This is a genomic window from Sphingobium sp. B11D3D (assembly GCF_025961755.1).
GTDB lineage: Bacteria > Pseudomonadota > Alphaproteobacteria > Sphingomonadales > Sphingomonadaceae > Sphingobium.
The window spans coordinates 827036-850996 of record NZ_JAOQOG010000001.1 but is presented as its reverse complement, the minus strand read 5'-3'; the positions used below and the strand labels follow the sequence as shown (position 1 = coordinate 850996).

The 23961-nt window shown below is 64.6% G+C and carries 20 protein-coding genes; 10 read left to right on the top strand and 10 right to left on the bottom strand.

What is annotated here, in order from left to right; translation table 11 throughout:
- Window positions 1-40: 40 nt before the first annotated feature.
- Window positions 41-1504, top strand: a complete 1464-nt coding sequence (locus M2334_RS04000; RefSeq protein WP_264593938.1) for a succinylglutamate-semialdehyde dehydrogenase — start codon at window positions 41-43, stop codon at window positions 1502-1504.
- Window positions 1505-2021: 517 nt separating this feature from the next.
- On the opposite strand, the gene map is transcribed toward M2334_RS04000, so the two are convergent.
- The 3 genes from map to mgtE form a co-directional block, all read right to left on the bottom strand.
- Complete coding sequence (gene map / locus M2334_RS03995) at window positions 2022-2792, bottom strand: type I methionyl aminopeptidase (RefSeq protein ID WP_264575070.1); 771 nt, start codon at window positions 2790-2792, stop codon at window positions 2022-2024.
- A gap of 1 nt (window position 2793) precedes the next feature.
- Complete coding sequence (locus M2334_RS03990) at window positions 2794-2994, bottom strand: ParD-like family protein (protein WP_181560517.1); 201 nt, start codon at window positions 2992-2994, stop codon at window positions 2794-2796.
- A gap of 70 nt (window positions 2995-3064) precedes the next feature.
- Window positions 3065-4495, bottom strand: a complete 1431-nt coding sequence (mgtE, locus tag M2334_RS03985) for a magnesium transporter (RefSeq protein ID WP_181560518.1) — start codon at window positions 4493-4495, stop codon at window positions 3065-3067.
- 202 nt (window positions 4496-4697) lie between these two features.
- Between mgtE and M2334_RS03980 the strand changes: the two genes are divergently transcribed.
- Both M2334_RS03980 and M2334_RS03975 read left to right on the top strand, forming a co-directional pair.
- Window positions 4698-5153, top strand: coding sequence for a peptidylprolyl isomerase (locus M2334_RS03980; RefSeq protein ID WP_181560519.1), 456 nt, complete (start codon window positions 4698-4700; stop codon window positions 5151-5153).
- Window positions 5154-5391: 238 nt separating this feature from the next.
- Window positions 5392-5943: an outer membrane beta-barrel protein gene (locus M2334_RS03975; RefSeq protein WP_181560520.1), complete on the top strand. Its 552-nt coding sequence runs from the start codon at window positions 5392-5394 to the stop codon at window positions 5941-5943.
- 226 nt (window positions 5944-6169) lie between these two features.
- Here M2334_RS03975 and ppc read toward each other — a convergent pair whose 3' ends face one another.
- From ppc to M2334_RS03955, 4 genes are all read right to left on the bottom strand, one after another.
- Window positions 6170-8857, bottom strand: coding sequence for a phosphoenolpyruvate carboxylase (gene ppc, locus M2334_RS03970; RefSeq protein WP_413716429.1), 2688 nt, complete (start codon window positions 8855-8857; stop codon window positions 6170-6172).
- A gap of 81 nt (window positions 8858-8938) precedes the next feature.
- Window positions 8939-9304, bottom strand: coding sequence for an ATP-dependent Clp protease adapter ClpS (clpS, locus tag M2334_RS03965; protein WP_264588459.1), 366 nt, complete (start codon window positions 9302-9304; stop codon window positions 8939-8941).
- 115 nt (window positions 9305-9419) lie between these two features.
- Window positions 9420-10301 carry a phasin family protein gene (locus M2334_RS03960; protein ID WP_264604828.1) on the bottom strand — a complete coding sequence of 294 codons (882 nt, stop codon included), beginning with the start codon at window positions 10299-10301 and terminating at the stop codon, window positions 9420-9422.
- Between the two features lie 121 nt (window positions 10302-10422).
- Entirely contained in the window at window positions 10423-12174 is a 1752-nt protein-coding gene (locus M2334_RS03955; protein ID WP_264604827.1) for a PHA/PHB synthase family protein, read from the bottom strand.
- Window positions 12175-12337: 163 nt separating this feature from the next.
- Between M2334_RS03955 and M2334_RS03950 the strand changes: the two genes are divergently transcribed.
- Genes M2334_RS03950 through M2334_RS03940 form a run of 3 tightly spaced genes read left to right on the top strand, consistent with a single transcriptional unit; the run spans window position 12338 to window position 14669 of the window.
- Window positions 12338-13549 carry an LL-diaminopimelate aminotransferase gene (locus tag M2334_RS03950; RefSeq protein WP_264604826.1) on the top strand — a complete coding sequence of 404 codons (1212 nt, stop codon included), beginning with the start codon at window positions 12338-12340 and terminating at the stop codon, window positions 13547-13549.
- Window positions 13549-14094, top strand: coding sequence for a DUF2721 domain-containing protein (locus M2334_RS03945; protein WP_181560524.1), 546 nt, complete (start codon window positions 13549-13551; stop codon window positions 14092-14094). Before M2334_RS03950 ends, M2334_RS03945 begins: the two co-directional genes overlap by 1 nt.
- A 5-nt stretch (window positions 14095-14099) precedes the next feature.
- A complete protein-coding gene (locus M2334_RS03940; RefSeq protein ID WP_264593932.1) occupies window positions 14100-14669 on the top strand; it encodes a GNAT family N-acetyltransferase in 570 nt (189 codons plus the stop codon).
- A gap of 436 nt (window positions 14670-15105) precedes the next feature.
- Here the strand turns inward: M2334_RS03940 and M2334_RS03935 are convergent, their stop codons facing one another.
- Both M2334_RS03935 and M2334_RS03930 read right to left on the bottom strand, forming a co-directional pair.
- Window positions 15106-15639, bottom strand: coding sequence for a hypothetical protein (locus tag M2334_RS03935; RefSeq protein WP_264587783.1), 534 nt, complete (start codon window positions 15637-15639; stop codon window positions 15106-15108).
- A 32-nt stretch (window positions 15640-15671) separates the two neighbouring features.
- Window positions 15672-16937 carry a glutamate-5-semialdehyde dehydrogenase gene (locus M2334_RS03930; protein ID WP_264577445.1) on the bottom strand — a complete coding sequence of 422 codons (1266 nt, stop codon included), beginning with the start codon at window positions 16935-16937 and terminating at the stop codon, window positions 15672-15674.
- 143 nt (window positions 16938-17080) lie between these two features.
- Between M2334_RS03930 and M2334_RS03925 the strand changes: the two genes are divergently transcribed.
- Together M2334_RS03925 and M2334_RS03920 are read left to right on the top strand one after the other, a co-directional pair.
- Entirely contained in the window at window positions 17081-18034 is a 954-nt protein-coding gene (locus tag M2334_RS03925; RefSeq protein WP_264593929.1) for a hypothetical protein, read from the top strand.
- A 191-nt stretch (window positions 18035-18225) separates the two neighbouring features.
- Window positions 18226-19554: an MFS transporter gene (locus tag M2334_RS03920; protein ID WP_264604825.1), complete on the top strand. Its 1329-nt coding sequence runs from the start codon at window positions 18226-18228 to the stop codon at window positions 19552-19554.
- A gap of 21 nt (window positions 19555-19575) precedes the next feature.
- Here the strand turns inward: M2334_RS03920 and M2334_RS03915 are convergent, their stop codons facing one another.
- The gene (locus tag M2334_RS03915; protein WP_264604824.1) at window positions 19576-20883 is read right to left on the bottom strand and encodes a sugar MFS transporter; all 1308 of its coding nucleotides are present in this window, start codon (window positions 20881-20883) and stop codon (window positions 19576-19578) included.
- 173 nt (window positions 20884-21056) lie between these two features.
- Here M2334_RS03915 and M2334_RS03910 point away from each other — a divergent pair, with 173 nt between their 5' ends.
- Both M2334_RS03910 and M2334_RS03905 read left to right on the top strand, forming a co-directional pair.
- A complete protein-coding gene (locus M2334_RS03910) occupies window positions 21057-22166 on the top strand; it encodes an aldose epimerase family protein (RefSeq protein WP_264572300.1) in 1110 nt (369 codons plus the stop codon).
- A complete protein-coding gene (locus M2334_RS03905) occupies window positions 22163-23959 on the top strand; it encodes an IlvD/Edd family dehydratase (RefSeq protein WP_264604823.1) in 1797 nt (598 codons plus the stop codon). Before M2334_RS03910 ends, M2334_RS03905 begins: the two co-directional genes overlap by 4 nt.
- Window positions 23960-23961 lie beyond the last annotated feature (2 nt).

Here is a 23961-nt window from a genome sequence, read left to right as displayed (position 1 = left end):
GTAAATCCGCTGGAAACTAATTGCGCCGCATAGCCGCTCCATGTTGCACGCGCCGCTTCATGCCACCGAGGCTCCGCACGAGCCTTCAGTCGTCGAATCGCTCGATCCGGCGACGGGCGAGGTCGTCTGGCAGGGGCAGGAGGCCGACCCCGCCGCGCAGATCGCGCTGGTGGCGCACCAATGGACCGCATGGGCAGGCCTCTCCTCCGCCGTCCGCATCGAGACCATGCGCCGCTTCGCCAATGCCGTGCGCGCCAGTGAGGAGGCCTTCGCGACCCTGATCTCGCGCGAAACCGGGCGACCGCTCTGGTCCACGCGGCAAGAGGTGATCAGCCTGTTCGAGCGGGTCGAGAAGGCCGTACAGGCCTATTCCGAACGCACGGGCCAGCGGCAGAGCGAAGGCGCGATGGGCGCCCGCACCGCGCTGCGCCACAAGCCGCATGGCGTGCTCGCCATCATCACCCCGCATTGCCTGCCCGCGCGCATTCCGGTCGATCATATCGTGCCGGCGTTGCTTGCAGGCAATGGCGTGCTCTTCAAGCCCTCGGAGAAGGTGCCCGCCACCGGCGAAATGCTGGTGCGTCTGCTGCATGAGGCCGGCGTGCCGCACGATCAGGTTCAATGCGTGATCGGTGGCCCGGCGACCGGCGAAGCGCTGGCCGCGGCGCCGGACGTTCACGGCGTGCTCTTCACCGGATCGACCCGCACCGGCCGCGCCATCAACCGCGCCTGCGCCGACCAGCCCGGCAAGCTGCTGGCCCTGGAAATGAGCGGCAACAATCCGATCATCGCCTGGGACACGCCGGACATCGCCAGCGCGGCCGCGCTCATCGTCCAGTCGGCCTTCGACATGAGCGGGCAGCATTGCCTGTCCGCCCGCCGCCTCATCGTGCGCGACACCCTCGCCGAGCCGCTGCTCGTTGCGGTGAAAGCGCTGACGGACCGCCTGATCGTCGGCCCGCCGACCGCCGATCCGCTCCCCTTCATGGGGCCGGTGATCGACATGGACGCTGCCGACGGCCTCACCGAAAGCTTCCTCTATCTGATGAGCCATGGCGGCCGGCCGATCCGGCACATGCAGCGCCCGGTCGAAGGCCTGCCCTTCGTCACGCCCGGCATCATCGACGTGACGGCCATGGCACCGCGCAGCGACGTAGAACTGTTCGGCCCGATCTTGCAGGTCATATGCGTCGCCAGCTTCGACGATGCGATCATCGAAGCCAACAGCACCCGCCACGGCCTGTCCGCGACGCTGATCGGCGGTGGCCCCGAACATTATGATCGCTTCTGGGCCAACAGCCGCGCCGGCATCGTCAACTGGAACCGACCCACCTATGCGCTCGCGCCCAATGCACCGGTCGGCGGTATCGGCCTGTCAGGCAATCACCGCCCCGGCGGCCATTATATGGCCGACCATTGCGCTTACCCCGTCGCTTCATCCGAAATGCCCCAGCCCCGCGCGACAATCGGCGTAGGTCTGCGCGCGATTGTGGCGGATCGGTGAAGGCTCGCGAGGGGTAAAGCCAGGGCGATAGGCCCGAGCCGTCGTGGGAGCCAGTTGTTAGCCCCTCCTCTTCAGGGGAGGGGTTGGGGTGGTGCAGCGACCGCGCCGTCATCCGCTGAACGCGCGATGCTGACGCATCGCCACCACCCCCGACCCCTCCTCTGAAGAGGAGGGAGACGTCTCCGCCAAATCAGAACGCCCGGACATCCTACTGGCGGGCAGCCTCCCCCGCTCAGATACAGCGAGTGAATGGCAAGCATAGTACGGCGCGCCCTCCCCCCAACCCTCACCGCTCGTGCTGAGTAGGGTCTGAGTAGCGCCGCAGGCGCGTACCGAAGAGCCGTATCGAAGCACTGCAGCCCGAGGGCAAGTCCTTCGATACGCCGCTTCGACAAGCTCAGCAGCTACTCAGGACGAACGGAAATACCGTCTGCAATGTCGCTGTCTCTGGCCGAGCAGCCTCCATAATCGCTGCGAGTAGCCGGCATATGCACCAGCCACGCAGCCCAAAGCTCCCTCACGCCGCCAGCGGCTGCTCGTCCCGCCGCAGCGTCAGCACCTCGACGCCGGTCGCCGTTACGGCAACCGTATGCTCGAACTGCGCGGAAAGCTTGCGGTCCTTCGTCACCACCGTCCAGCCGTCGCCCTTGGTCATCACGCCGCGCGTGCCCTGGTTGACCATCGGTTCGATGGTGAACACCATGCCCTCGCGCAGTGTGAGGCCAGTGCCCGGACGGCCGAAGTTCATCACCTGCGGGTCCTCGTGCATCTCGCGCCCGATGCCATGGCCGCAATATTCCCGCACGACCGAGTAGCCTTGCTTCTTGGCGTGGCGCTCGATGGCAAAGCCGATGTCGCCGAGGCGCGCGCCGGGGCGCACCTGGCGGATGCCCTGCCACATCGCTTGCTGGGCAACACGCACAAGCCGGCGCGCGGCGGGCGAGACCGTGCCGACGAGATAGGTCTTGCTGCTGTCGGCAATGAAGCCGTTCTTCTCCAGCGTGATATCGAGATTGATGATGTCGCCATCCGCAATGATCCGGTCGGCATCCGGCACGCCATGGCAGACGACCTCGTTGATCGAACAATTGAGCACATAGGCAAAGCCATATTGCCCCTTGCTCGCTGGACGTGCCGCCAGATCATCGACGATGAAGCGCTCGACCAGATCGTTGACCGCCATGGTGGAGCGGCCGACAAGATCCTCGCCGTCCAGCATCTCGAAGACCGATGCGAGCAAGCGGCCGGAGATGCGCATGAGGGCGAGTTCGTCCGGCGTCTTGACCATCTCAGGCGGCCTGCGCGGTGGCGAGGTCCTGCCGGTCCTTTTCCATCTTCACGATCTCGTTGAACGACAATGTGGGATGGGCCTCGGCGAGCATCCCGATCTTCATCCAGAACTCGGCCTGAGCATTGATGGAGCGGCACATGACGGCGCTGGTGCGGCGCGCTTCCTCATGCAACCCATCCTCGATCTTGACCAAACCCATGAACCGCTCCGCATATAGACAATATGCGGACCATATATGGTTCATATCGTCATACGTCAAACGATACGGTTCAGCTGGTGAGTCCCGCCAGCGTGGCCAGGCCCAGGAAAGAGAGGAAGCCCATCGAATCGGTGACCGTCGTCACGAAAATCGAGGAGGCGACCGCAGGATCGACGTTGAACCGCTCGAACAGGATGGGCACGGCGACTCCCGCAAAGCCGGCCGTAACGATATTCAGCACCATCGCGGAGCCGATGACTCCGCCCAGCAAGGGGTCCTGGAAGAACAGCCCGACCCCGATGCCGAGCACCACCGCGACCGTCGCCCCGTTCAGCACGGCCACGCGCAATTCGCGCATGATCATGCGCCAGGTGTTGGAGGCGGTGATCTGGTTGGTGGCAAGGGCGCGGACGGTGACCGCCATGGTCTGGCTGCCGGCATTGCCACCCACGCTGGCGACGATGGGCATCAGCACCGCCAGCACAACCATCTTCGCGATTGCATCCTCAAAGGCAGCGATGATGGCGGTGGCGAACAACGCGGTGATGAGATTGGCGAGCAGCCAGCGCACGCGCGCCTTGTAGCTCTCCCGCACCGGCTCGTTGATGTCGCCTTCACCGGCGCCCGACAGGCGGAGAATGTCTTCGCCGGCTTCTTCCTGGATGATGTGGACCACGTCATCCACGGTAATCATGCCGACCAGCCGCCCGCCCGGATCGACCACCGCTGCCGAGATCAGCGCATATTTCTGGAAGCGCAGCGCGACCTCTTCCTGATCCATGTCGACTGGGATCAGCGTCTGCTCGCGCTTCATCACATCGCTCATGGCGATTTCGCGCGGGCAGCGCAGCACCCAGGAGAGCTGGCAGGAGCCGATGGGCCGATGGGCCGCGTCGACGACGAAGATTTCCCAGAAATCCGATGTCAGGTCGCGGGTATCGCGCAAAAAGTCGATGGTCTGGCCGACGGTCCAATGCTCAGGCACCGCGACCAGATCGCGCTGCATGAGTCGGCCTGCGGATTCCTCGGGATAGCCCAACGCGCTCTCGATGGCGGCGCGGTCTTCCGGCTCCATCGCATCGAGGACGGTCTGCTGGTCCTCCTCGTTGAGATCCTCGATGATCGCGACGGCATCGTCGGTATCCAGTTCGCCGGCCAGTTCCGCGAGTTGCTCAAGCTCGAGCGCCTCGACGACGGTATCGCGCACATAATCGTTCAGCTCGGACAGCACTTCCGCGCCGACCAGCGAGCCCAGCGCATGAACCAGCCCGGCCCGGCGATCCTCGGGCGTCAGCTCGAGAAGATCGGCGATGTCGGCGGGGTGCAGCGTCTCGACCAACGCCTGCGCTGCATCGTCCTTGCCCTCCTCGACGGCGGACAGAACGGCAGAGACGAACTCCGGCCGAAGACGATCGTCCTCGTCCAGATTGGTATCGACGAGCGCGTCTTCCTCCTCGGGAGGGATCGCGCCGGGCTGCGATGCGGCCTCGGTCTCGCTCATGCGGCGCCTCCCTTTCCGGCTGCGGCCGCCACTGGCCACGCCTGCTCTCGATAATCGCTCCTTTTGCCCATGCCCGGGGCAAATGCAACGTCATGCAGCCTTCCCTTGACGAAAGCAGTCACTATAGAGGCGGCTCCATTCCCCCGCCCGCTTCCGCTCCGCATTGCGACCCGAGGCCGGTAGAGACAAGGAGACTGCCCCCATGGCCGACCAGACCCTTACCCTGACGCTCGACACCGGCGACGTCGTGATCCAGTTGCGCCCCGATCTGGCCCCCAAGCATGTCGAGCGCATCAGCGCGCTTGCCAAGGACGGCTTTTATGATGGCGTGGTGTTCCACCGCGTGATCCCCGGCTTCATGGCGCAGGGCGGCGACCCGACCGGCACCGGCATGGGCGGCTCGAAGCTTCCCGATCTGCCGGCCGAGTTCAACAGCGAGCCGCATGTGCGCGGCGTGTGCTCTATGGCACGCAGCTCCAACCCGAACAGCGCCAACAGCCAGTTCTTCATCTGCTTCGACGATGCGACGTTCCTCGATCGTCAATATACCGTCTGGGGCGTTGTGACCGAAGGCATGGAGCATGTCGACGCGCTGCCCAAGGGCGAGCCGCCGGCAAAGCCGGGCAAGATCGTGAAGGCTACGGTGAGTGAAGCCTAAGGCAAGATTGCCTGCGCGATTGTAATACTATCGCGAAGTCTTCAAGTAAAACTGAACGCCAAGTGAATGGCCCCGTTGTGTAGCACATGTGCAACAGCGGGGCCTTTCCACAATTGCTCCACAATTCATTCGGGAACGGTTCATCTGGCTGAGCCATTTTAGGGACAGTGATCGACGCAGGTCGGTCGCGAAACGAGGACCTAAACAGTCCTGTTCTGTTAATAGAAGGTTCAGTGTTATGAAAGCTTTTCCCCTCACCCTCGCCGTTGCTCTGGCAGCGGGTCTCTCGGCCCCGGCTCTGGCACAGGACGCGCAGGGCCTGCAGCCCTATGTCGGCGTGATGGGCGGCCTGCATGACTTCGACAACCAGCAGCCCGCAGGTGGACCGCCGAGCGGCTATCGCGGCTGGGTCGCTGAAGGCGTGGCCGGTCTGAACTACGACCTCGGCCCCGTCGTGGTCGGTGCCGAAGGTAGCGTCGCCAAGGGCTTCGACAAGGACATCGACTGGGAATATGGCGCCGCAGGCCGTCTGGGCCTCAAGGCCGGTAAGGACAGCATGTTCTTCGCCAAGGTCGGTTATCAGTGGACCCAGTTCAATGACAAGACCGTGCCGCTGGCCGACACCGATCGCCACTATCACGGCGTGACTTATGGCGGTGGCGTCGAGCTTTCGCTGGCCGACATGGGCAGCACGGCCGAGACCAGCAACATCCGTCTGCGTGCGCAGGTCGACACGCGCGGTAACTTCAACAGCTTCCGCCCGATGGTCGGTGTTGTTGCCAAGTTCTGATCACCAGTGACTGCGATCCGCTCGATCTGAGCAGATCGCATGAAAAGAAGCGGCCGGGAGTTTCCTCCCGGCCGTTTTTTTTAATGGCTTACCCTTCCGTTCGCCCTGAGCTTGTCGAAGGGCCGTCCTTTTCCTCTGGCCGGGGAAGAGGAAAGCAGACCTTCGACAAGCTCGGGCGAACGGGACGAGTGAGAGGGGGCCGCAACGCCTGCCCGCCAGCCGTTCCTTATCCGCTGTTGCGCAGGGCCGTGGCAATTGCGTTGATCGAGAGTTCAATGCCTTCGCGAATGCGCGGGTCGGTCTCCCCGGCGCGGTGGCGCTTGAGCAGTTCCACCTGCAGCAGATTGAGCGGCTCGATATAGGGCAGCCGCAAGCGGATGGAGGCGTCCAGCGCCGGGCTGTCCGCCAGCAAATGGGTCTGCCCGGTGGCAGCGAGCAGCTGGTCATGGGCAAGATTCCAGCCCTCGCGGATGCGCTCGAAGATCGGATCGCCCACCGCGCGGTCCGCGACCAGCGGCAGATATTTGGCGGCGATCTCCAGATCCGACTTGGCGAGCACCATTTCCATGTTTGCCATGCTCGCGCGGAAGAAGGGCCAGGCCTGCGCCATGTCCTTGAGTAGCGCGTCGTCCCCGAAATCCCGCAGCGCCTGCCCGACGCCATACCAGCCCGGCAGCATCACGCGGGCCTGGGCCCAGGAGAAGACCCATGGGATCGCGCGCAGATCCTCAATGCGATTGCTCTTGGTGCGGCTGGCCGGACGCGAGCCGATCTTGAGGCCGCTGATCTCCTGAATGGGGGTCAGCTCGCGGAAGAACTCACGGAAGCCCTTGGTCTCGTACACCAGCCCGCGGTAGGCTTCAAACGCGAGGCCGGAAATGCGCGTCATTGCCTGGGTGAAGCGCTCGTTGTCCGCAGGGGAGAGCCGCTCGGGCTCCAGACTGGCCAGCAGGGCCGCGCTGGTGACCGCCTCGAGATTGGTTCGCGCGCTCTCCAGCGTGCCATATTTGGCGGCGATGACCTCGCCCTGTTCGGTGATGCGGATGCGGCCCTGCACCGTGCCGGGCGGCTGTGCCTGAATGGCTGCGAAGGACGAGCCGCCGCCGCGCCCGACCGCGCCGCCGCGCCCATGGAAGAGCTGCATCGCAACGCCGGCTTCCTCGAACACCGGTGTCAGCGCAAGGCTGGCTTCGTACAGGCCCCAGGTCGAGGTGAGATAGCCGCCATCCTTGTTGGAATCGGAATAGCCGATCATCACTTCCTGATGGCCGCGCGCCCGGACGAGCGCACCGATCTCCGGCAGGGCGAAATAATCGCGCATGATGGCAGGTGCTTTTTCAAGGTCCGCGATCGTCTCGAACAAGGGCACGGCCATGATCGGGGCATACGGCGCGCCCTCGCCCTGCGCCGCGCGCCACAGGCCGGCTTCCTTGAGGAGGATGTTCACCTCCAGCATGTCCGACACGCTCTCCGCCTTGGAGATGAGGTAATGGCGAATGCAGGCCGCGCCATAGCGGCGATGCGCCTCTGCGGCGGCCTCCACGATGCCGAGTTCGGTGGCGGTTTCCTCGCTCCAGTCGGCAAAGCGGGAGCCCAGCGGGCGGTTGGTGGCCAGTTCGCGGCGCATCAGAGCCACGCGCGCCTCTTCATCGAGCGCGAGATAATCCGGCTCGACACCGGCGACCTTGAGCAATTCCGCGACGACGCGCTCATGCACCGCGCTGTTCTGGCGCATGTCCAGCGTGGCGAGGTGGAAGCCGAACAGCTCGACCGCGCGGATCAGACGGGCCAGGCCGCCGCCACTGCCGAGCGCGCCATTGCCTTCGACGGCGAGGCCACGCCCAAGCGTCGCGAGATCGGCGCGCAGCTCACCCGCATCGGCATAAGGCTCGCCCGCAAGGCGTGAGGGGCGCGGCGGCGGGGTGCCGATGAGCTGTTCATAGGTCGCGGCGACGCGCGCATAGATACCCGCCACGGCCCGGCGATAGGGCTCGTCGCGCCGGCTGGCAGCCTCGTCACCGCTGGCCGCTGCCAGATCGCGGACGCCGGCAGGGATGGCCGCAAGCTCGCTGGAGATGGAGAGCTGCGCGCCCAGCTCGTGCAGCGCATCCATATAGAAGCGCAGGGTCGATCCGCTCGCCCGGCCCAGCGCCGTGCGCAACTGCTCAGCCTGGACGAAGGGATTGCCGTCCCGGTCCCCACCGATCCAAGTGCCCAACCGCAGGAAATTGGGGACGCGCTGCCCCAGCACCCGGTCCCAGCGGGCGTAAAGGCTCGGCAGCACCGGCATGAAGATGTCGCGAAAATAAGAGAGCGCATTGTCGATCTCGTCGCGCACGAACAGCCGCTCACGGCGCAGTGGCCGCGTTTGCCACAGCAGGGCGATCTGACGGCTGATCGCCTCGTCGATCGGCTCGCCATGATCCGTCTCGCTCGCGCCGGTATCGCGCAGGGCCATGAGATCGGAGATGACGTTGCGATGGTCGATCATCGACTTGCGGCGCACTTCCGTCGGGTGCGCGGTCAGCACCGGCACCACCAGCGCCGTCTCCAGCAGCTTGACGATATCGGAGGGGCTGACGCCATGCTCGCTCAGCTTGGCGGTCGCACTGGCAACGTCCGCCCCCGGCTCGGCGGCGACGCCTTGGCGGTCCTCGGCGAGATTGGCGAGCATGGAGAACAGCATGAAGCCGCGCACGAAGGCGAGCGTATCGTCCAGCGTCAGCGCATCCAGACCACTGTCCACGCCCTCAGCCGGGGCGACGCCACGCGCCCGGTCGACGGAGGCGGACCGGATATATTCGGTCTGTTTGAACAGGCGCTCGCCGCCATAGACGCGAATGACATCCCCGAGCAGGCGCCCGAGATAGCGAATGTCAGGATTTTGGGTGATGGCGGGGCGCATGGGTGACATGCACGCCATGCTGCATTGCAGCGATCAACGGGTCAAGAACGGATTGGGCTGGCGGGCCGCAAGTCAGCCCCCGTCAGTCGGTCAGGCATGCTCCAGCGTGCACTGGAGCGGATGCTGGTTCTGGCGAGCGTAATCCATCACCTGATTGACCTTGGTTTCGGCCACTTCATAGCTGAACACACCGCACACACCGACACCGCGCTGGTGGACGTGGAGCATCACGCGGGTCGCCTGCTCGATGTCCATGCGAAAGAAGCGCTGCAGCACATCGACGACGAATTCCATCGGCGTGTAGTCGTCGTTGAGCATCAACACCTTGTACGGCGTGGGCTTGCGAGTGCGTGCGCGGGTACGGGTGGCAACGCCAAGACCGGGATCGCCCGGCCCTTCCTCATCGGGCCGCCCAGCCATGAGCGGCTGATTCATGATCGCGCTTCTGTCTTGCATGGCCCAAAAATAGGGCATCGCCCCCCTTGGTTGCAAGGGCACAGAGACGGACTGCCCAAAAAAGCAAAGGCGGCCCGCCGGAGCGAGCCGCCTTTTCTGATTTAGATCGGCCTGATCAGGCTGCGATCGACTTCACCTTTTCCGTCACAACCGACACGCGGTTGCTGATCGGCTGGGAAATGTCGCTCACCAGCTTGAGCATCTTTTCGCTGTTCTTGGCAGCCTCGGACGCGAAGCTGTCCATCGTCTGGCTGAGCAGCTCGCTCTGAAGCTGGAAGAACTCGGCCGGCGACTTGATCGAGGCAAAGCTCTTCATCGTGGCGCTCGACTTCTCGAAGGACTTGCGGCCGAATTCGGCGGCGTCCTGGCCCAGCGTTTCCATGCCCTTGGCAGCGATCTTGGAGGATTCGACCATCGCTTCGAGATTGCCGCGCGTCAGTTCGCCCAGCTCTTCGAAAGCCCGGCCGGACTTCTCCATGGCCGCCTTGGTCTTCTCATTCATTTCAGTGAAGGCACTCTGCATACGGGTCTTGGCCTCCTCGGCATAGGTTTTCGCGGTGTCCATCATATCGGTCATGGTCGGTTCGCCTTTCGCTGCGGCGGATTTCCCGGTGTCGGGAAGGGGGAATGCATCCGCCAATTCTGGGTTCGAGACAGGTGAGAGGGGCGCCGGACTGGCATCAACGGCTTCAGCCTTGGGGGCAGCGCTGACGGGCCATTCCACCGGCGTTCTGACGGCCGGCACATCGACTGGCTTGCGCGCAACTGTCGAAGTCGCAGGCGTGGCTTTGGGAGCCGCCGCGGCGACAGATTTGGGCGCGAGTGGTGCCTTCGGTGTTACCGGCGCCTTGACCGGCATCGGAGCGGCCGCCGCGACCTTCTCAACCGTGGGCTTAGCCACAGGCTTGGAAGCGTCGTTCTTGGCCGGACTCCGTGCAACGGACGTCGCGGGCCGGGGACCGGCTTTGGACGAACGGGACTTGCGCGGGGTTGCCAACAGACTCACTCCTCGAACTTTGCTGCGATGCAACATAAGCGAATCGGATCGAATCTGCAAGTAAAATGATGCAGTGCAACAAAACTGCCTTATGAGCGTCGCACGCGCGCAAAAGCGCCGGTCAACGCTGCGTGACGTAGCGTCCGGGCGCATCCTCGATCGCGGGAAGTTTGCCTTCTCCGGGCCTCCGCGCCCCGCTCGCACTGACCGTTTCTGGCGACAGCTCCGCCAGCCACGCCTGCCAATCCGGCCACCAGCTTCCCTTCGTTTCCTTGGCTGCGGCGCGGAAGGTGGCAAAGTCCGGCTGCGGCGCGGCGCTGGTCCAATATTGATATTTGCCTGCCGCTGGTGGATTGACCACGCCGGCAATGTGGCCAGAGCCCGCCAGCACGAACCGCCGCGGCCCGGAGAACTGGTCCATCAGCTTCCAGACGCTGCAAGGCGGCGCGATATGATCCTCGATACCGGCCTGAATGTAGGACGGCGTCTCGACCCTGCGCAGATCGATATGCGTGCCTTCAACCTCAAGACCGCCTGGCACGACGAGCCGGTTATCGCGATATAATTGGGTGAGATAGGCGCGGTGCCATTTCGCCGGCAGGTTGGTGGTATCGCCGTTCCAGTAGAGCAGGTCGAACTGGGGATAATCCTTCCCCAGCAGGTAGTTGTTGACCACATAGTTCCAGATCAGATCCTGCCCGCGCAGCAGGTTGAATGTCGCCGCAAGATAGCGCCCATCCAGATAGCCATCCTTCACGAAGCCATCGATCAACGCCAGTTGCTCGTCGTCGACGAAAAGAGCGAGATCGCCGGCCTCGGAGAAATCGACCTGGGTGGTGAAGAAGGTCGCGCTGGCGACCTTGTCGCTCTTCCCTCGCGCGGCCAACCATGCGAGCGTCGCGGCAAGGAAGGTTCCGGCCACGCAATAGCCGATGGTATGGACGCTCGGCACATCGAGCAGATCGCGCACCACGTCGATCGCATCGACCTGCCCCTTGAGCATGTAATCGCTAAGGTCAAAATCGGCCATGCTGGCATCGGCGGATTTCCAGCTGACGATGAACACGGTAAGCCCCTGATCCACCGCCCATTTGACGAAGCTCTTCTCCGGATTGAGGTCCAGAATGTAGAAGCGGTTGATCCACGGCGGGAAGATCAGCAGAGGCGTCTTCATCACCTGCGGCGTGGTCGGCTCATACTGGATGAGCTGGTAGAGCGGTGTCTCGTAGACCACTTTGCCCGGCGTGGTGGCGATGTTGCGCCCCAGTTCGAAGGCCGACCCGTCCGTGTGGGTGAGTTGGCCGCGATCAAGGTCGGCGAGCATATGCTCCAGCCCCGTCAGCAAGCTCTCGCCCTTGGTATCGATCAGCCGCTGGAGCGCGGCGGGGTTGGTGAACAGGAAGTTCGCCGGGCTGGCCGCCTCGACAAACCGCTCGGTCACGAAGCGCAGCTTCTCCTTATCCCGCACATCGAGACCATCGACGCTGTCGGCAAGTTGCATGAAATAATCGGAGGCCAGCAGGTACATCTGGCGAATGAGGTCAAACACCGGATTGTCGTGCCAGCTCGGATCGGCAAAGCGCCGATCGCGACTGGCAGGCGCAGGTTTCGCGTCGCCGTCCGGCCCTGCCCCGTTGGCGTCCATCGCCCGCGCCAGCACCTGCTGCCACACCGCCATGCTGCGCTCCGCCGCCTGCGACTGGATGCGCGCGATCTTCTCGAGATTGGGCCGCGCCTCATGCCCGGGAAAGCGCGTCGCCTGCTCCGCCAGCTCGGCGCTGCGCTCCAATATCGCCTGCTGGGCAAGCCCCACCACCCGCGTCCAGTGCTGCAGCTGAGCAAGGCCGGTCGCGTCTTTCAGGTCCTGATCCATGGGAGATGCCTCGCTCGATTGTCCGGACGGTCTGTTTTCCAGACTCGCCGCCCGTTGTTTTGGTGGCACGACTGGCTGGCGCAAGCTATATGCAGCATTGGCCGGTCCTTACCACTTGCAGTGTGACACGGCCATTTCAACCCAAATGGAGATCGACATCCCAATGTCCGACGAATTCTACCGCATCAAGCGACTGCCGCCTTATGTCATCGCCGAAGTGAATGCGATGCGGGCAGCGGCGCGTGCGGCGGGCGAGGACATTATCGATCTCGGCATGGGCAATCCCGATCTGCCGCCGCCCGATCATGTGATCGCGAAGCTGGTCGAAGTGGCGCAAAAGCCGGATGCGCATGGCTATTCGCAGTCCAAGGGCATTCCCGGTCTGCGCCGCGCGCAGGCGAATTATTATGCCCGCCGCTTCGGCGTGGAGGTGGACCCGGAGACCGAAGTCGTGGTGACGATGGGCTCCAAGGAAGGGCTTGCCAGCCTCGCCACGGCGATCACCGCGCCCGGCGACGTCGTGCTGGCGCCCAATCCGAGCTACCCGATCCACACCTTCGGCTTTATCATTGCCGGCGCGACCATCCGCTCGGTGCCGACGACGCCGGACGAAAATTATTTCCGCGCGCTGGAGCGGGCGATGCACTTCACCGTGCCGCGTCCCAGCATCCTCGTCGTGAATTATCCCGGCAATCCGACGGCGGAGACGGTCGACCTGGCGTTCTACGAGCGGCTGGTGGCCTGGGCGAAGGAGAACCAGGTCTGGATCCTCTCCGACCTTGCCTATTCCGAACTTTATTTCGACGGCAACCCGACGCCTTCCATTCTGCAGGTGCCGGGCGCCAAGGACGTCGCGATCGAGTTCACGTCCATGTCCAAGACCTACTCCATGGCCGGCTGGCGCATGGGCTTTGCGGTTGGCAACCAGAAGCTGATCGCGGCGATGACGCGGGTGAAGTCCTATCTCGATTACGGCGCCTTCACGCCCATTCAGGCCGCGGCCTGCGCGGCGCTGAATGGCCCGCAGGATATCGTCGAGAAGAACCGCCAGCTGTACCAGAAGCGCCGCGACGTGATGGTGGAGAGCTTTGCGCGGGCGGGCTGGGATATTCCTTCCCCGCGCGCATCCATGTTCGCCTGGGCGCCCCTGCCCCCGGCCCTCAAGGAGATGGGCAGCCTGGAATTCTCCAAGCAGCTCCTCACCCATGCCAAGGTCGCGGTCGCGCCGGGCGTCGGCTATGGCGAGGATGGCGAAGGCTTCGTGCGCATCGCCATGGTCGAGAACGAGCAGCGCCTGCGTCAGGCAGCGCGGAACGTGAAGAAATATCTGCAGTCCATGGGCGTCAATACACCGGTGACCAAAGGCGCGGCCTGATGCCGGTGCCGGTGCTGGAAGCGCCCGAGGTCAGCCTCGTCGCGCACACGATCCAGTTGGCGGTGGCGCCGGTGTTCCTGCTCGCAGGCATCGGCGGCTTCCTCAACGTCTGCGCCAGCCGCCTCGCCCGCGTCATCGACCGGGCGCGGGCGGTGGAAGCGCAGGTGATGCGCACGACGGGCGCGGAACATGATCGACTGATCGACGAGATCCGCATTCTCGACCGGCGCATCACGGTGGTGAATGCGGCGATCTTCCTCTCGGTCCTCGCCGCATTGACGATCAGCGCGGTGGTCATCCTGCTGTTCGCCTCCAACCTCATCGAGGTGAATCTGGGCACCGTCATTTCGCTGCTGTTCGTGGGATCGATGACCTCCATCGCAGCCGCATTCGCGATCTTTCTCTACGAGACCCGGCTGGGCTCACGCGTAACACACATCCGCAATGAGGTGCTGTATCACAAGGTAGAGAGCGAGCAGCTGAGCGAAGGGCCGCGCCCGAGCAAGCCGGCCATTCCCGCGCCCGAGGTCAGGCAGTCGCACTAAGCCCGATGCCCGAGCCGTTTCGCCTCGTCATGCCGGCGCCCATCTACCTGCCTGCCTATCGTGCGGCGCTGGAAGCGGGCTGGTCGCCGGATACGGTGCTGGGCAATCTGGCGACCCAGCGCGAGCTGGACCGGATCGACCGCGACGCCATGGCCTTTCTGCTGTCACTGGATGATCCCAAGGCCAAGGGGCCGCCGGTGCTGATGAGGGACGGGACGCCCCGGCCACGTCTACCGGGCTATCGCCGCTGGATGTGGGATGGCGAGTTCTGCGGCAGCATCAGCCTGCGCTGGCAGGAGGGCACGGCTGCGATACCGGATTATTGCCCCGGCCATATCGGCTTTTCCGTCGTGCCTTGGAAGCGCGGGCACGGCTATGCGGCGCAGGCGCTGGGCGCGTTGCTCCCTGAGGCACGCGGACGCGGCCTCCCCCATGTCGACCTGACGACGAACATCGACAACGACGCGGCGCGCCGGACAATCGAGCGATGTGGCGGGATTCTGGTCGACCATATCGAGAAGGACGCCGGTGACGGTGGCGGCAGCGCGGCGCGCTATCGGATCATGCTGGGATAATCGCCCGACGATCGGCAAGCCGTGCTCGCCACCCTCGCGACCAAAGAGACATAAGCCCAAATGAGAGGGGCCGCCGGAACCTCCCATCGGAGGTGCCGAGCGGCCCATCAGCATGGTCAGCGGCCGGAAGTGCCGCCACCCGGGGATTTACGCCGCGGTCCGGTTTCCCTCAGGAGACCCTCGCGCGACCCGCCACCAATGCCTTAGCGGCAGGCTCCCCGAACGGACTTGACCGACCCCATTGCTGAACCATGAGACATCGGATCACCTCCTTTCGCTTGCGTTGAAACTCTCTCGCCGGGTTGGCTGGAAGCCGTGCGTCCCTGCGATGGCTTAGATGTGAGTCATTCCGCGCCTGCGAACAAGACTTGTAATTATCTTTTTTCGAATCATAATCATGCGCTCGCCGATTTTAGGGCGACGCAGCCGGAAGGGCCTAGCTCCGGCAGTCCTCTACGACGCGCCCGATTTCCGAGACCACCGGCAGAATGATCCGTTGCCCGCCTGCGGGCTCGATGGACACGCGACCGCGCGAAAAGGCCATCCAGTCCAGCCCGGGATCGCTGGCGGGGCGCGTGATGACCAGCGCGCTGGTGCCGGCCATCGGTTGTGTGGCCCCGCTCCAGTCGAGCACGCCCTTGCTGGTGCGCAGGGTGACGCGCGGACTGGCGCTCCCCGCCAGCGTCATCGACACTTGCCGGCTGCTCTTCTGACAGCGCAGGATCACCAGCGGCGCGACAGGCGAGGCGCCGAAGCTGGCGACACTCTCGCCAGTGCGGCTTTCATAACCCCAGCTACCGGACGTCACCGGCGCCACTTCCCAGGCATCGCTCGACTGCGACGGGGCAGGGACGGGCGCGGGAGCCGGAGCAGTTGGCGCAGGCGTGGGCGCAGGCGAGGGCTGCCGGCCGCCCGTTTCCGGCACAACCTGACAGCCAGCCAGCGCGATAATAACGAGGGAAGCCGCCATATGCGGCGCGATGCTTCTACCGATGCGCATGATCAGGGTCGGACCTGACCGGTGCCGCGCACGACCCATTTGTACGTCGTCAGCCCTTCCAGCGCCACCGGCCCGCGTGCGTGCATCCGCCCCGTCGAGATACCGATCTCCGCGCCGAGGCCGAATTCGCCGCCATCGGCAAATTGTGTGGAGGCGTTCCACATGCAGATCGCGCTGTCGCAGCGGGCAAGGAACTGCTCGGCAATCGCCGCGTCCTGCGTGATGATCGCGTCGGTATGGTGACTGCCATGCACGGCGATGTGATCGAGCGCCTCATCCACGCCATCCACGAAGCGCGCCGCGATGATGGAATCGAGATACTCGGTGTTCCAGTCGCCATCCTGCGCCGGCTCGATGCGGGGGTCGAGCTTGGTGACGGCCTTGTCACCGCGCACCTCACATTGCGCATCCAGCAGCGCCGCCACCAGCGCTTGCGGCTCGGCATAGCCCTTGTCGATCAGCAGCGTCTCTGTGGCGCCGCAGATGCCGGTGCGCCGCATCTTGGCATTGACCACGATCTCGCGGGCCATTTTGGGGTCGGCGGCGGCATGGACATAGGTGTGGCAGATGCCATCGAGATGGGCGAGCACGGGCACCCGCGCCTCGTCCTGAACGCGCGCGACGAGGCTCTTGCCCCCGCGCGGCACGATGATGTCGATCAGCCCCACCGCGCGCAGCATCGCGCCCACCAGCGCACGATCGGTGCTGGGAACATATTGCACGGCATCGGCGGGCAGGCCGGCCTCGGTAATGCCGCGTACCATGGCAGCGTGGATCGCCCGGTTGCTCTCTACCGCTTCCGATCCGCCCCGCAGGATCACCGCATTGCCGGAACGCAGGCCCAGCGCAGCCGCATCAGCGGTGACATTGGGGCGACTCTCATAGATGATGCCGATGACGCCGAGCGGTACCCGTACACGGCTGAGGCGCAGGCCATTGGGCCGCTCGGATTCATCGATGACCTGCCCCACCGGATCGGCAAGATTGGCTACCTGCTCAACAGCGTCCGCAATGCCATTGATCCGCGCCTCGTCCAGCCGCAGTCGGTCCAGCATGGCGGAGGAGAGGCCATTGGCGGCGCCGCGCTCCATATCGGTGCGATTGGCGCGAATGATCTTCGGCATTGCCTCCCGCAGCGAGCGCGCCGCGGCAACCAGCGCCTGCGCCTTCAGCTCGCTCGGCGCCTGCGCCATGTCCGCAGCGGCGCGGCGAGCACGCGCACCCATCTGGGCAATGAGCATTTCAGGCGTCTGCGTGAGATCATTCATGGTAAGAGTCGTCCTGTCCGGCGGAGGGCACTCCCCATAGCATGGGGAGAGAGTCGCGCAAATGGCGGCAACCCGACGCATGGCGGAGCGTTTGCCCTTTCAGCCGAAGGGAACCGCGAGCGATGCCCAACAGGGAGACGAGCATGAACCGACTGAGCCAGATTTCCTCGATTGCCGTGCTCACCTTCATCCTTGCGGGATGCCAGGTGTCGCCCGATGCGGACAATCAGGCCAATGGCATGAACGCGGCGCAGGCGGACGAAGCCCTCGATAACGCGCTCAATGCCAATGATAGCGGGACTACTTCGGTACAGCCGGAATTTCTCGGCACGCTCGTTCCCCCTGCCCCTGGCGAGCAGGGCGGCCTGCCCGATGACCGCACCCCGCTCAACGAGGCGGCCGCGCGCGTGCCGACCAGCGTCGAGGCTTCCGGCGCGACCATCCAGCTTTGGGGCCTCGCGCTGGCGCAGGGCCGCTTTGGCGATGCCTACCGGCTCTACGCCGATTCCGGGCGCGGCAGCGGCATGACGGAGGCGCAGTTTTCGAGCGCCTATAACCGCTACAGCGATGTGCAGGTTCTGGTCGGCCGTCCGCAGTCGACCGGCAATCAGCGCGTGAAGGTGCCGGTGCAGATGTATGGCCGCATGCGCGAGGATGGTCGCCCATTCAACATGATCGGAACAATGACATTGGTGCGCAACCCCGGCGGGCAGAAAGGCGAGAGCGGCCAGATGGCCTGGCTGATCACGGAATCGGACCTCTCGCCGCGCGGCACGGTGAAGATCATCCCGCCGGGCGGCGAGACAGGCGCCGGCGCCATTCCGCAGGCCTTCCGGGGCAACTGGTCGTCCAGCACCGCGGCATGCGGCAAGCCCGGCGACAATATGCGGCTAGCGGTGGGCGCGGACGACATCACATTCTACGAGAGCGTGGGCAAGGTGACGCAAGCCCGCCCGCTCTCGCCCAATCGCCTGAGCGTCACCGCCACTTACTCGGGCGAGGGCGAAAGCTGGACGGATACGGCCGCGCTGACTCTCTCCGGCGGGGGCGACGTGTTGACCATCGGGTCCGTCAAGCGCGTGCGCTGCCCGAGCTAATGCCCGGCACGGCGCCAGCGCAATAGCAGGACATTTAACGGCCAGCGTTTGAACAGCCGGGTACAGAAATGTCCGGAATGAGAGCCTTGCCTGCGTCGGCGATCCGCTTTACCCCGCCTCGCCGCTCTGTTTTGTCAGACAGTATCCGCCTCCGAAGGGGCGGACATGCAGCGCCGGCAGGGAGAGGCGCGATGAGTCAAACCACGAGGCTGTTGGCAGGCCGGCTTCGCTGGGGCGTCCTCGCAGTGCTGTTTGGCGTCACCGTCATCAATTATGCGGACCGGGCGATCCTCTCGCTGGCGGCGCCTTTGATGACGCGCGATCTCGATATCGATCCGCTGCAACTCGGCATCGTCTTCTCGGCCTTTGGCTGGTCCTATGTCGCGGCGCAGCTGCCGGGCGGATGGTTGCTCGACCGGTTTGGCGTTCGGCGCGTTTATCTCGTCGCCATTGTCGGATGGTCGCTATTCACGGCCGCGCAAGGGCTGGTGGTATTTCTCTCAGGCGCCGCCGCGATCACGACGCTCTTCCTGCTCCGGCTTCTCGTCGGCTTGGCCGAAGCCCCATCCTTCCCCGGTAATGCGCGGATCGTCGCGAGCTGGTTCCCGGCCAGCGAACGCGGCCGCGCCACCGCCATTTTCACCTCCGCGCAATATTGCGCGACGATCCTGTTCGCGCCCATCATGGCCTGGATCATCGGGGTCATCGGCTGGCCGGAGGTCTTCCTGTTCATGGGCGGGGTCGGGCTGGTTGCGGCCATGGCCTGGGCGCGCACGGTTCACGAGCCGCATCGTCACCCGCGCATCCAGCCCGCAGAGCTCGCACTGATCGTCGATGGCGGCGCCTTGATCGAAAAGGCCGAGCCAGCCGGGCGGCCAAATGGCGAGACGGCGCGGCACGTGCGGGCCCTCATTCTCGCCCCGTCGCTCTGGGGACTCTATCTCCACCAGTTCTGCGTGAACGCCCTCACCTATTTCTTCATCACCTGGTTCCCAGTCTATCTCGTGCAGGAGCGTGGCCTCTCGATCATCGAGACCGGGCTGATGACCGCCATTCCGTCGATCTGCGGCTTTCTTGGCGGCTTGCTGGGCGGCCTGTGGTCCGACTGGCTGCTCAAGCGCGGGCATAGCCTCACGCTGGCCCGCAAACTCCCCATCGTCACCGGCATGATGGGCTCACTCGCCATTCTCGGCTGCAATTACACCAGCGCGCAGACAATGATCATGATCTTCATGAGCCTGGCCTTTTTCGGCAAGGGCTTCGGCGCGCTGGGGTGGGCCGTCATGTCCGATATCGCGCCACCTGGTGCGGCGGGCTTGAGCGGCGGCATCTTCAACATGTTCGGCAACATGTCATCCATCGTGACGCCGATCGTGATCGGCTTCATCCTGCAGCAGACGCAATCTTTCGAGCTGGTGCTGATCTTCCTCGCCGGCTGCGGCTTCACGGCCGCCTTCAGCCTGCTCTTCCTGTTCGGCAAGGTCGAGCGCATGAAAGCGCTCGCCCCTACCGCTGGATAAATCAAAGCAATTTAGTCAGAGTTATTCCTCGATCGGCTGTGGCTCGGGCAAGGCGTTGGTCGGCTTCGCACCCCACAACGCATAGAACAGCACGTAGAGTTCGCACGCCGCCGTCAGCAGGAACGACATCTGAAGGCCGTAGCTGTCCGCCAGCCAGCCCTGCACGATGACCAGCGCGCCGCCGGCAATCGCCATGATCAGCAGCCCCGAGCCTTCCTCGGTCAGCGGCCCTAGCCCCTTGATGCCGAGCGTGAAGATGGTCGGGAACATGATCGAGTGGAAGAAGCCCACGAGGATCAAGGCCCACATCGCCGCCGGGCCGGTGGTGAAGACCGTGACGAGCATCACGACGAACGCACCGATGGAGAAGGCCGCCAGCATCGTCTCCGCCGGAATCTTCTGCATGATCGCCGAACCGACGAAGCGGCCGACCATCATCCCGCCCCACAGGAAGGTGAGGTAGCGACCGGCCTGCTCATGGGTGAGGTTGGCGATGTGCGGCTGACTGACGAAGTTCACGAACAGATTGGCGACGCCGATCTCGGCAATCAGGTAGATGAAGATCGCCGGCACGCCGAACACGAGATTGCGGTGCCGCCAGAGCGAGTGGTTGCGGCGCTCCTCCTTGCTCGCACGATTGGCGGCCGACCCCATGGCGGGCAACGGAAAGCGCGCAATGACTATGGCGAGCACGATCAGCACGACCGCGACGAGGCCATAAGGTAGGATCACCGATTGCGCATCGGCAAGGCGCTCCGCCTGGGTGAGCACAACGCCCGCTTCCGCCGTGCCGCCCTTGGAGCGACCGAGGATCAGATAGGCGCCGAACAAGGGCGCGAACATGGTGCCCGCCGAGTTCATGGCCTGCACGAGATTGAGGCGCGAGGACGCCGTTTCCGGCGAGCCGACCACGGCGACATAGGGATTGGCAGCCACCTGCAGCAGCGTGATGCCGCTCGCGATCACGAAGAGCATGACGAGGGTGACGCCATAAGACGGCAGGCTGGCGGCAAGCATCATGCCCAGCGACCCCGCCGCCATCACCAGCAGGCCGACGACCAGCGACTTCTGATAACCGATCCGCTTGATCAGCCAGGCAGATGGGATCGACGCGACGAAATAGGCGATGAACCAGACCGATTCGATCAGCGTCGTCTGCGTATAATTGAGATCGAACACGCTGCGCAGATGCGGCAGCAGCGTGTTGTTGATGACGGTGATGAAACCCCACATGAAAAACAGGCTGGCCAGCAACACCAGGGCCGGGGTGTAATTGACCCCGCCGCTGTTCCTGCTCACCCCATTTGCAACCCCTGCCGGTCCGGCCATCGGCTCCATCCCCTCATCAATTTTGCCGGGGCGTTTTCGCCGGAATGGCGGCTTGCGTCAATGTCATTTGTCTGACTATAAACCCGCACAGCGCGGACAGAGACAAAAGGATTGGGGCAGGGATGCGAAGTGCATATTGGATAGCGATCATCTCCGGAACGCTGGCGATGGCGATGCCGGTTTCCGTGGTTCAGGCCGCCGAGGCGCACCGCGCAGCTGCCGGCACCCTCGCCGATGGCACCGCCATTGAGGCGATCACGCTCAAGAACGCGCAAGGCGTGGAAGCAAAGATCATCACTTATGGCGCCACGCTGCAGTCGCTGCTCGTCCCCGGGCGCGACGGCAAGCGCGCCGATGTCGTGCTCGGGTTCGACAGTGCGGCCCAATATGAGGCCCATCCCAATTATCTCGGCGTTACCGTCGGGCGGTTCGCCAACCGCATCGCCAATGGCCGGTTCGCGCTGGATGGCAAGACCTACCAGCTGACGCAAAATGACGGGACCAATTCGCTGCATGGCGGCGGCAAGGGCTTCGATCGCGCCGTGTGGAAGGTCGTCTCGGTGGAGAGCGGCCCGACCGCGCGCGTCGTGCTCGCCCATGTCAGCCCGGATGGCGATGCCGGCTACCCCGGCAAGCTGGACGTTACCACCACTTACACGCTGGATGAGAGCGGCGCGCTCGGCATTGCCTTCGAGGCCAGGACGGACAAGCCGACCATCGTGAACATGACCAACCATGCGCTGTTCAACATGGCCGGCGAGGAGTCACCCGGCGGCGCGCTCGACCAGTTGCTGACCATACCCGCCAAGGCCTTCACGCCCGTTGATGCCAAGCTGATCCCGACCGGCGAGTTGCGCCCGGTGGCCGGCACGCCTTTCGATTTTCGTAAGCCCCGCCGCATCGCGCAGGACATTCGCGATGGCCGGGACGATCAGATCCGCGCAGGCCGGGGCTATGATCATAATTTCGCGCTCGACAAGGGCGTGACAGCCAAGCCCGAACTGGCCGCCCGGCTTGAAGACCCCGCCTCCGGCCGCGTGCTCGAAGTGCTGACGACCGAGCCGGGCGTGCAATTCTATGCCGGCAATTTTCTGGATGGCACGGTCCCCGGCAAGAGCAGCCGCCTGTACCGCATGGGGGATGGCATCGCGCTCGAACCGCAGAAATTCCCGGATGCGCCGAACCATCCCGATTTCATTTCCGCCCGCGTCGATCCCGGCAAGCCCTATCGGCATGCCATGATCTACCGCGTTTCAATCCAGCAGGGCACACACCACAAATGACAGACCCAAAGGGCTCGCGCCTGCGCTCGCGCGCATGGTTCGACAATGACGACAATATCGACATGACGGCGCTCTATCTGGAGCGTTACCTGAACTTTGGCCTCAGCCTCGAGGAACTGCGCTCGGGCAAGCCGATCATCGGCATCGCCCAGACCGGCAGCGACCTCTCGCCCTGTAACCGCCACCATCTCGTGCTGGCCGAGCGGGTGCGCGAGGGCATTCGCGAGGCCGGCGGCATCGCCATCGAATTCCCCGTCCACCCCATTCAGGAGACGGGCAAGCGACCGACAGCCGGGCTGGACCGCAACCTCGCCTATCTCGGGCTGGTCGAAGCGCTCTATGGCTACCCGTTCGATGGCGTGGTGCTGACCACCGGCTGTGACAAGACCACGCCCGCCGCGCTGATGGCCGCCGCCACGGTGAACATTCCCGCGATTGCGCTCTCCGTGGGCCCGATGCTCAATGGCTGGCATGAGGGCGAGCGCACCGGATCCGGCACCATCGTGTGGAAAGCGCGGCAGATGCTCGCCGCCGGCGAAATCGACGATGAGGGCTTCATCAGGCTCGTCGCCTCCTCGGCCCCCTCGACCGGCTATTGCAACACCATGGGCACGGCGACGACCATGAACAGCCTGGCCGAGGCGCTGGGCATGATGCTGCCCGGCTCCGCCGCCATTCCGGCGCCCTATCGCGACCGGCAGGAAGTGGCTTGGCGCACCGGCAAGCGCATTGTCGAGATGGTGGCGGAAGACCTCAAGCCGTCCGACATTCTGACGCTCGACGCCTTCCACAATGCCATCGTGGTGAATTCGGCCATCGGCGGCTCGACCAATGCGCCCATCCACCTCGCGGCGATTGCGCGCCATATCGGCGTCGATCTGCCGCTCAAGGATTGGGAGCGGCTCGGCCACAAGGTGCCGCTGCTGGTCAACCTCCAGCCAGCCGGCGAGTATCTGGGCGAGGATTATTATCGCGCTGGCGGCGTGCCCGCCGTGGTCGCGCAGCTCATCCGCCACGGCCTGATCCGCGAAGGCGCGCTGACCGTGAACGGCGCCAGCATGGGCGACAATTGCCGGGATGCGCGGATCATGGACGAGCGGGTGATCCATCCGTTCGAGCAGCCGCTGGTCGAGGACGCCGGCTTCCTGGTGATGAGCGGCAATCTGTTCGATGCCGCCATCATGAAGACCAGCGTGATCAGCCAGGAATTCCGCGACCGCTACCTCTCCAACCCGGACGCGCCGGGCGTGTTCGAAGGCCCCGCCATCGTGTTCGACGGCCCGGAGGATTATCACAAGCGCATCGATGATCCGACCACCGGCATCACCGAGAACACCCTGCTCTTCATGCGCGGCGCCGGTCCCATCGGCTATCCCGGCGCGGCGGAGGTGGTGAACATGCGGCCACCGGCCTATCTCATCACGGAAGGGATCAGTGCCCTCCCCTGCATCGGCGACGGGCGCCAGTCCGGCACCAGCGCCAGCCCGTCGATCCTCAATGCCAGCCCGGAAGCGGCGGCTATGGGCGGACTCGCCCTGCTGCGCGACGGCGACCGGGTGCGCATGGACCTGAATGCCTGCACGGTGGATGTGCTGATCTCCGACACTGAGCTTGCCGAGCGGCGTGAAGCCCTGATGGCCAAGGGTGGCTATGCCTATCCCGCGTCCCAGACCCCCTGGCAGGAGATCCAGCGTTCGCTTGTCGGGCAGCTGGACAAGGGCGCGATTCTGGAAGGCAGCGAGCAGTTCCAGCGCATCGCGCAAACCCGGGGCCTGCCGCGCGACAATCACTAAGG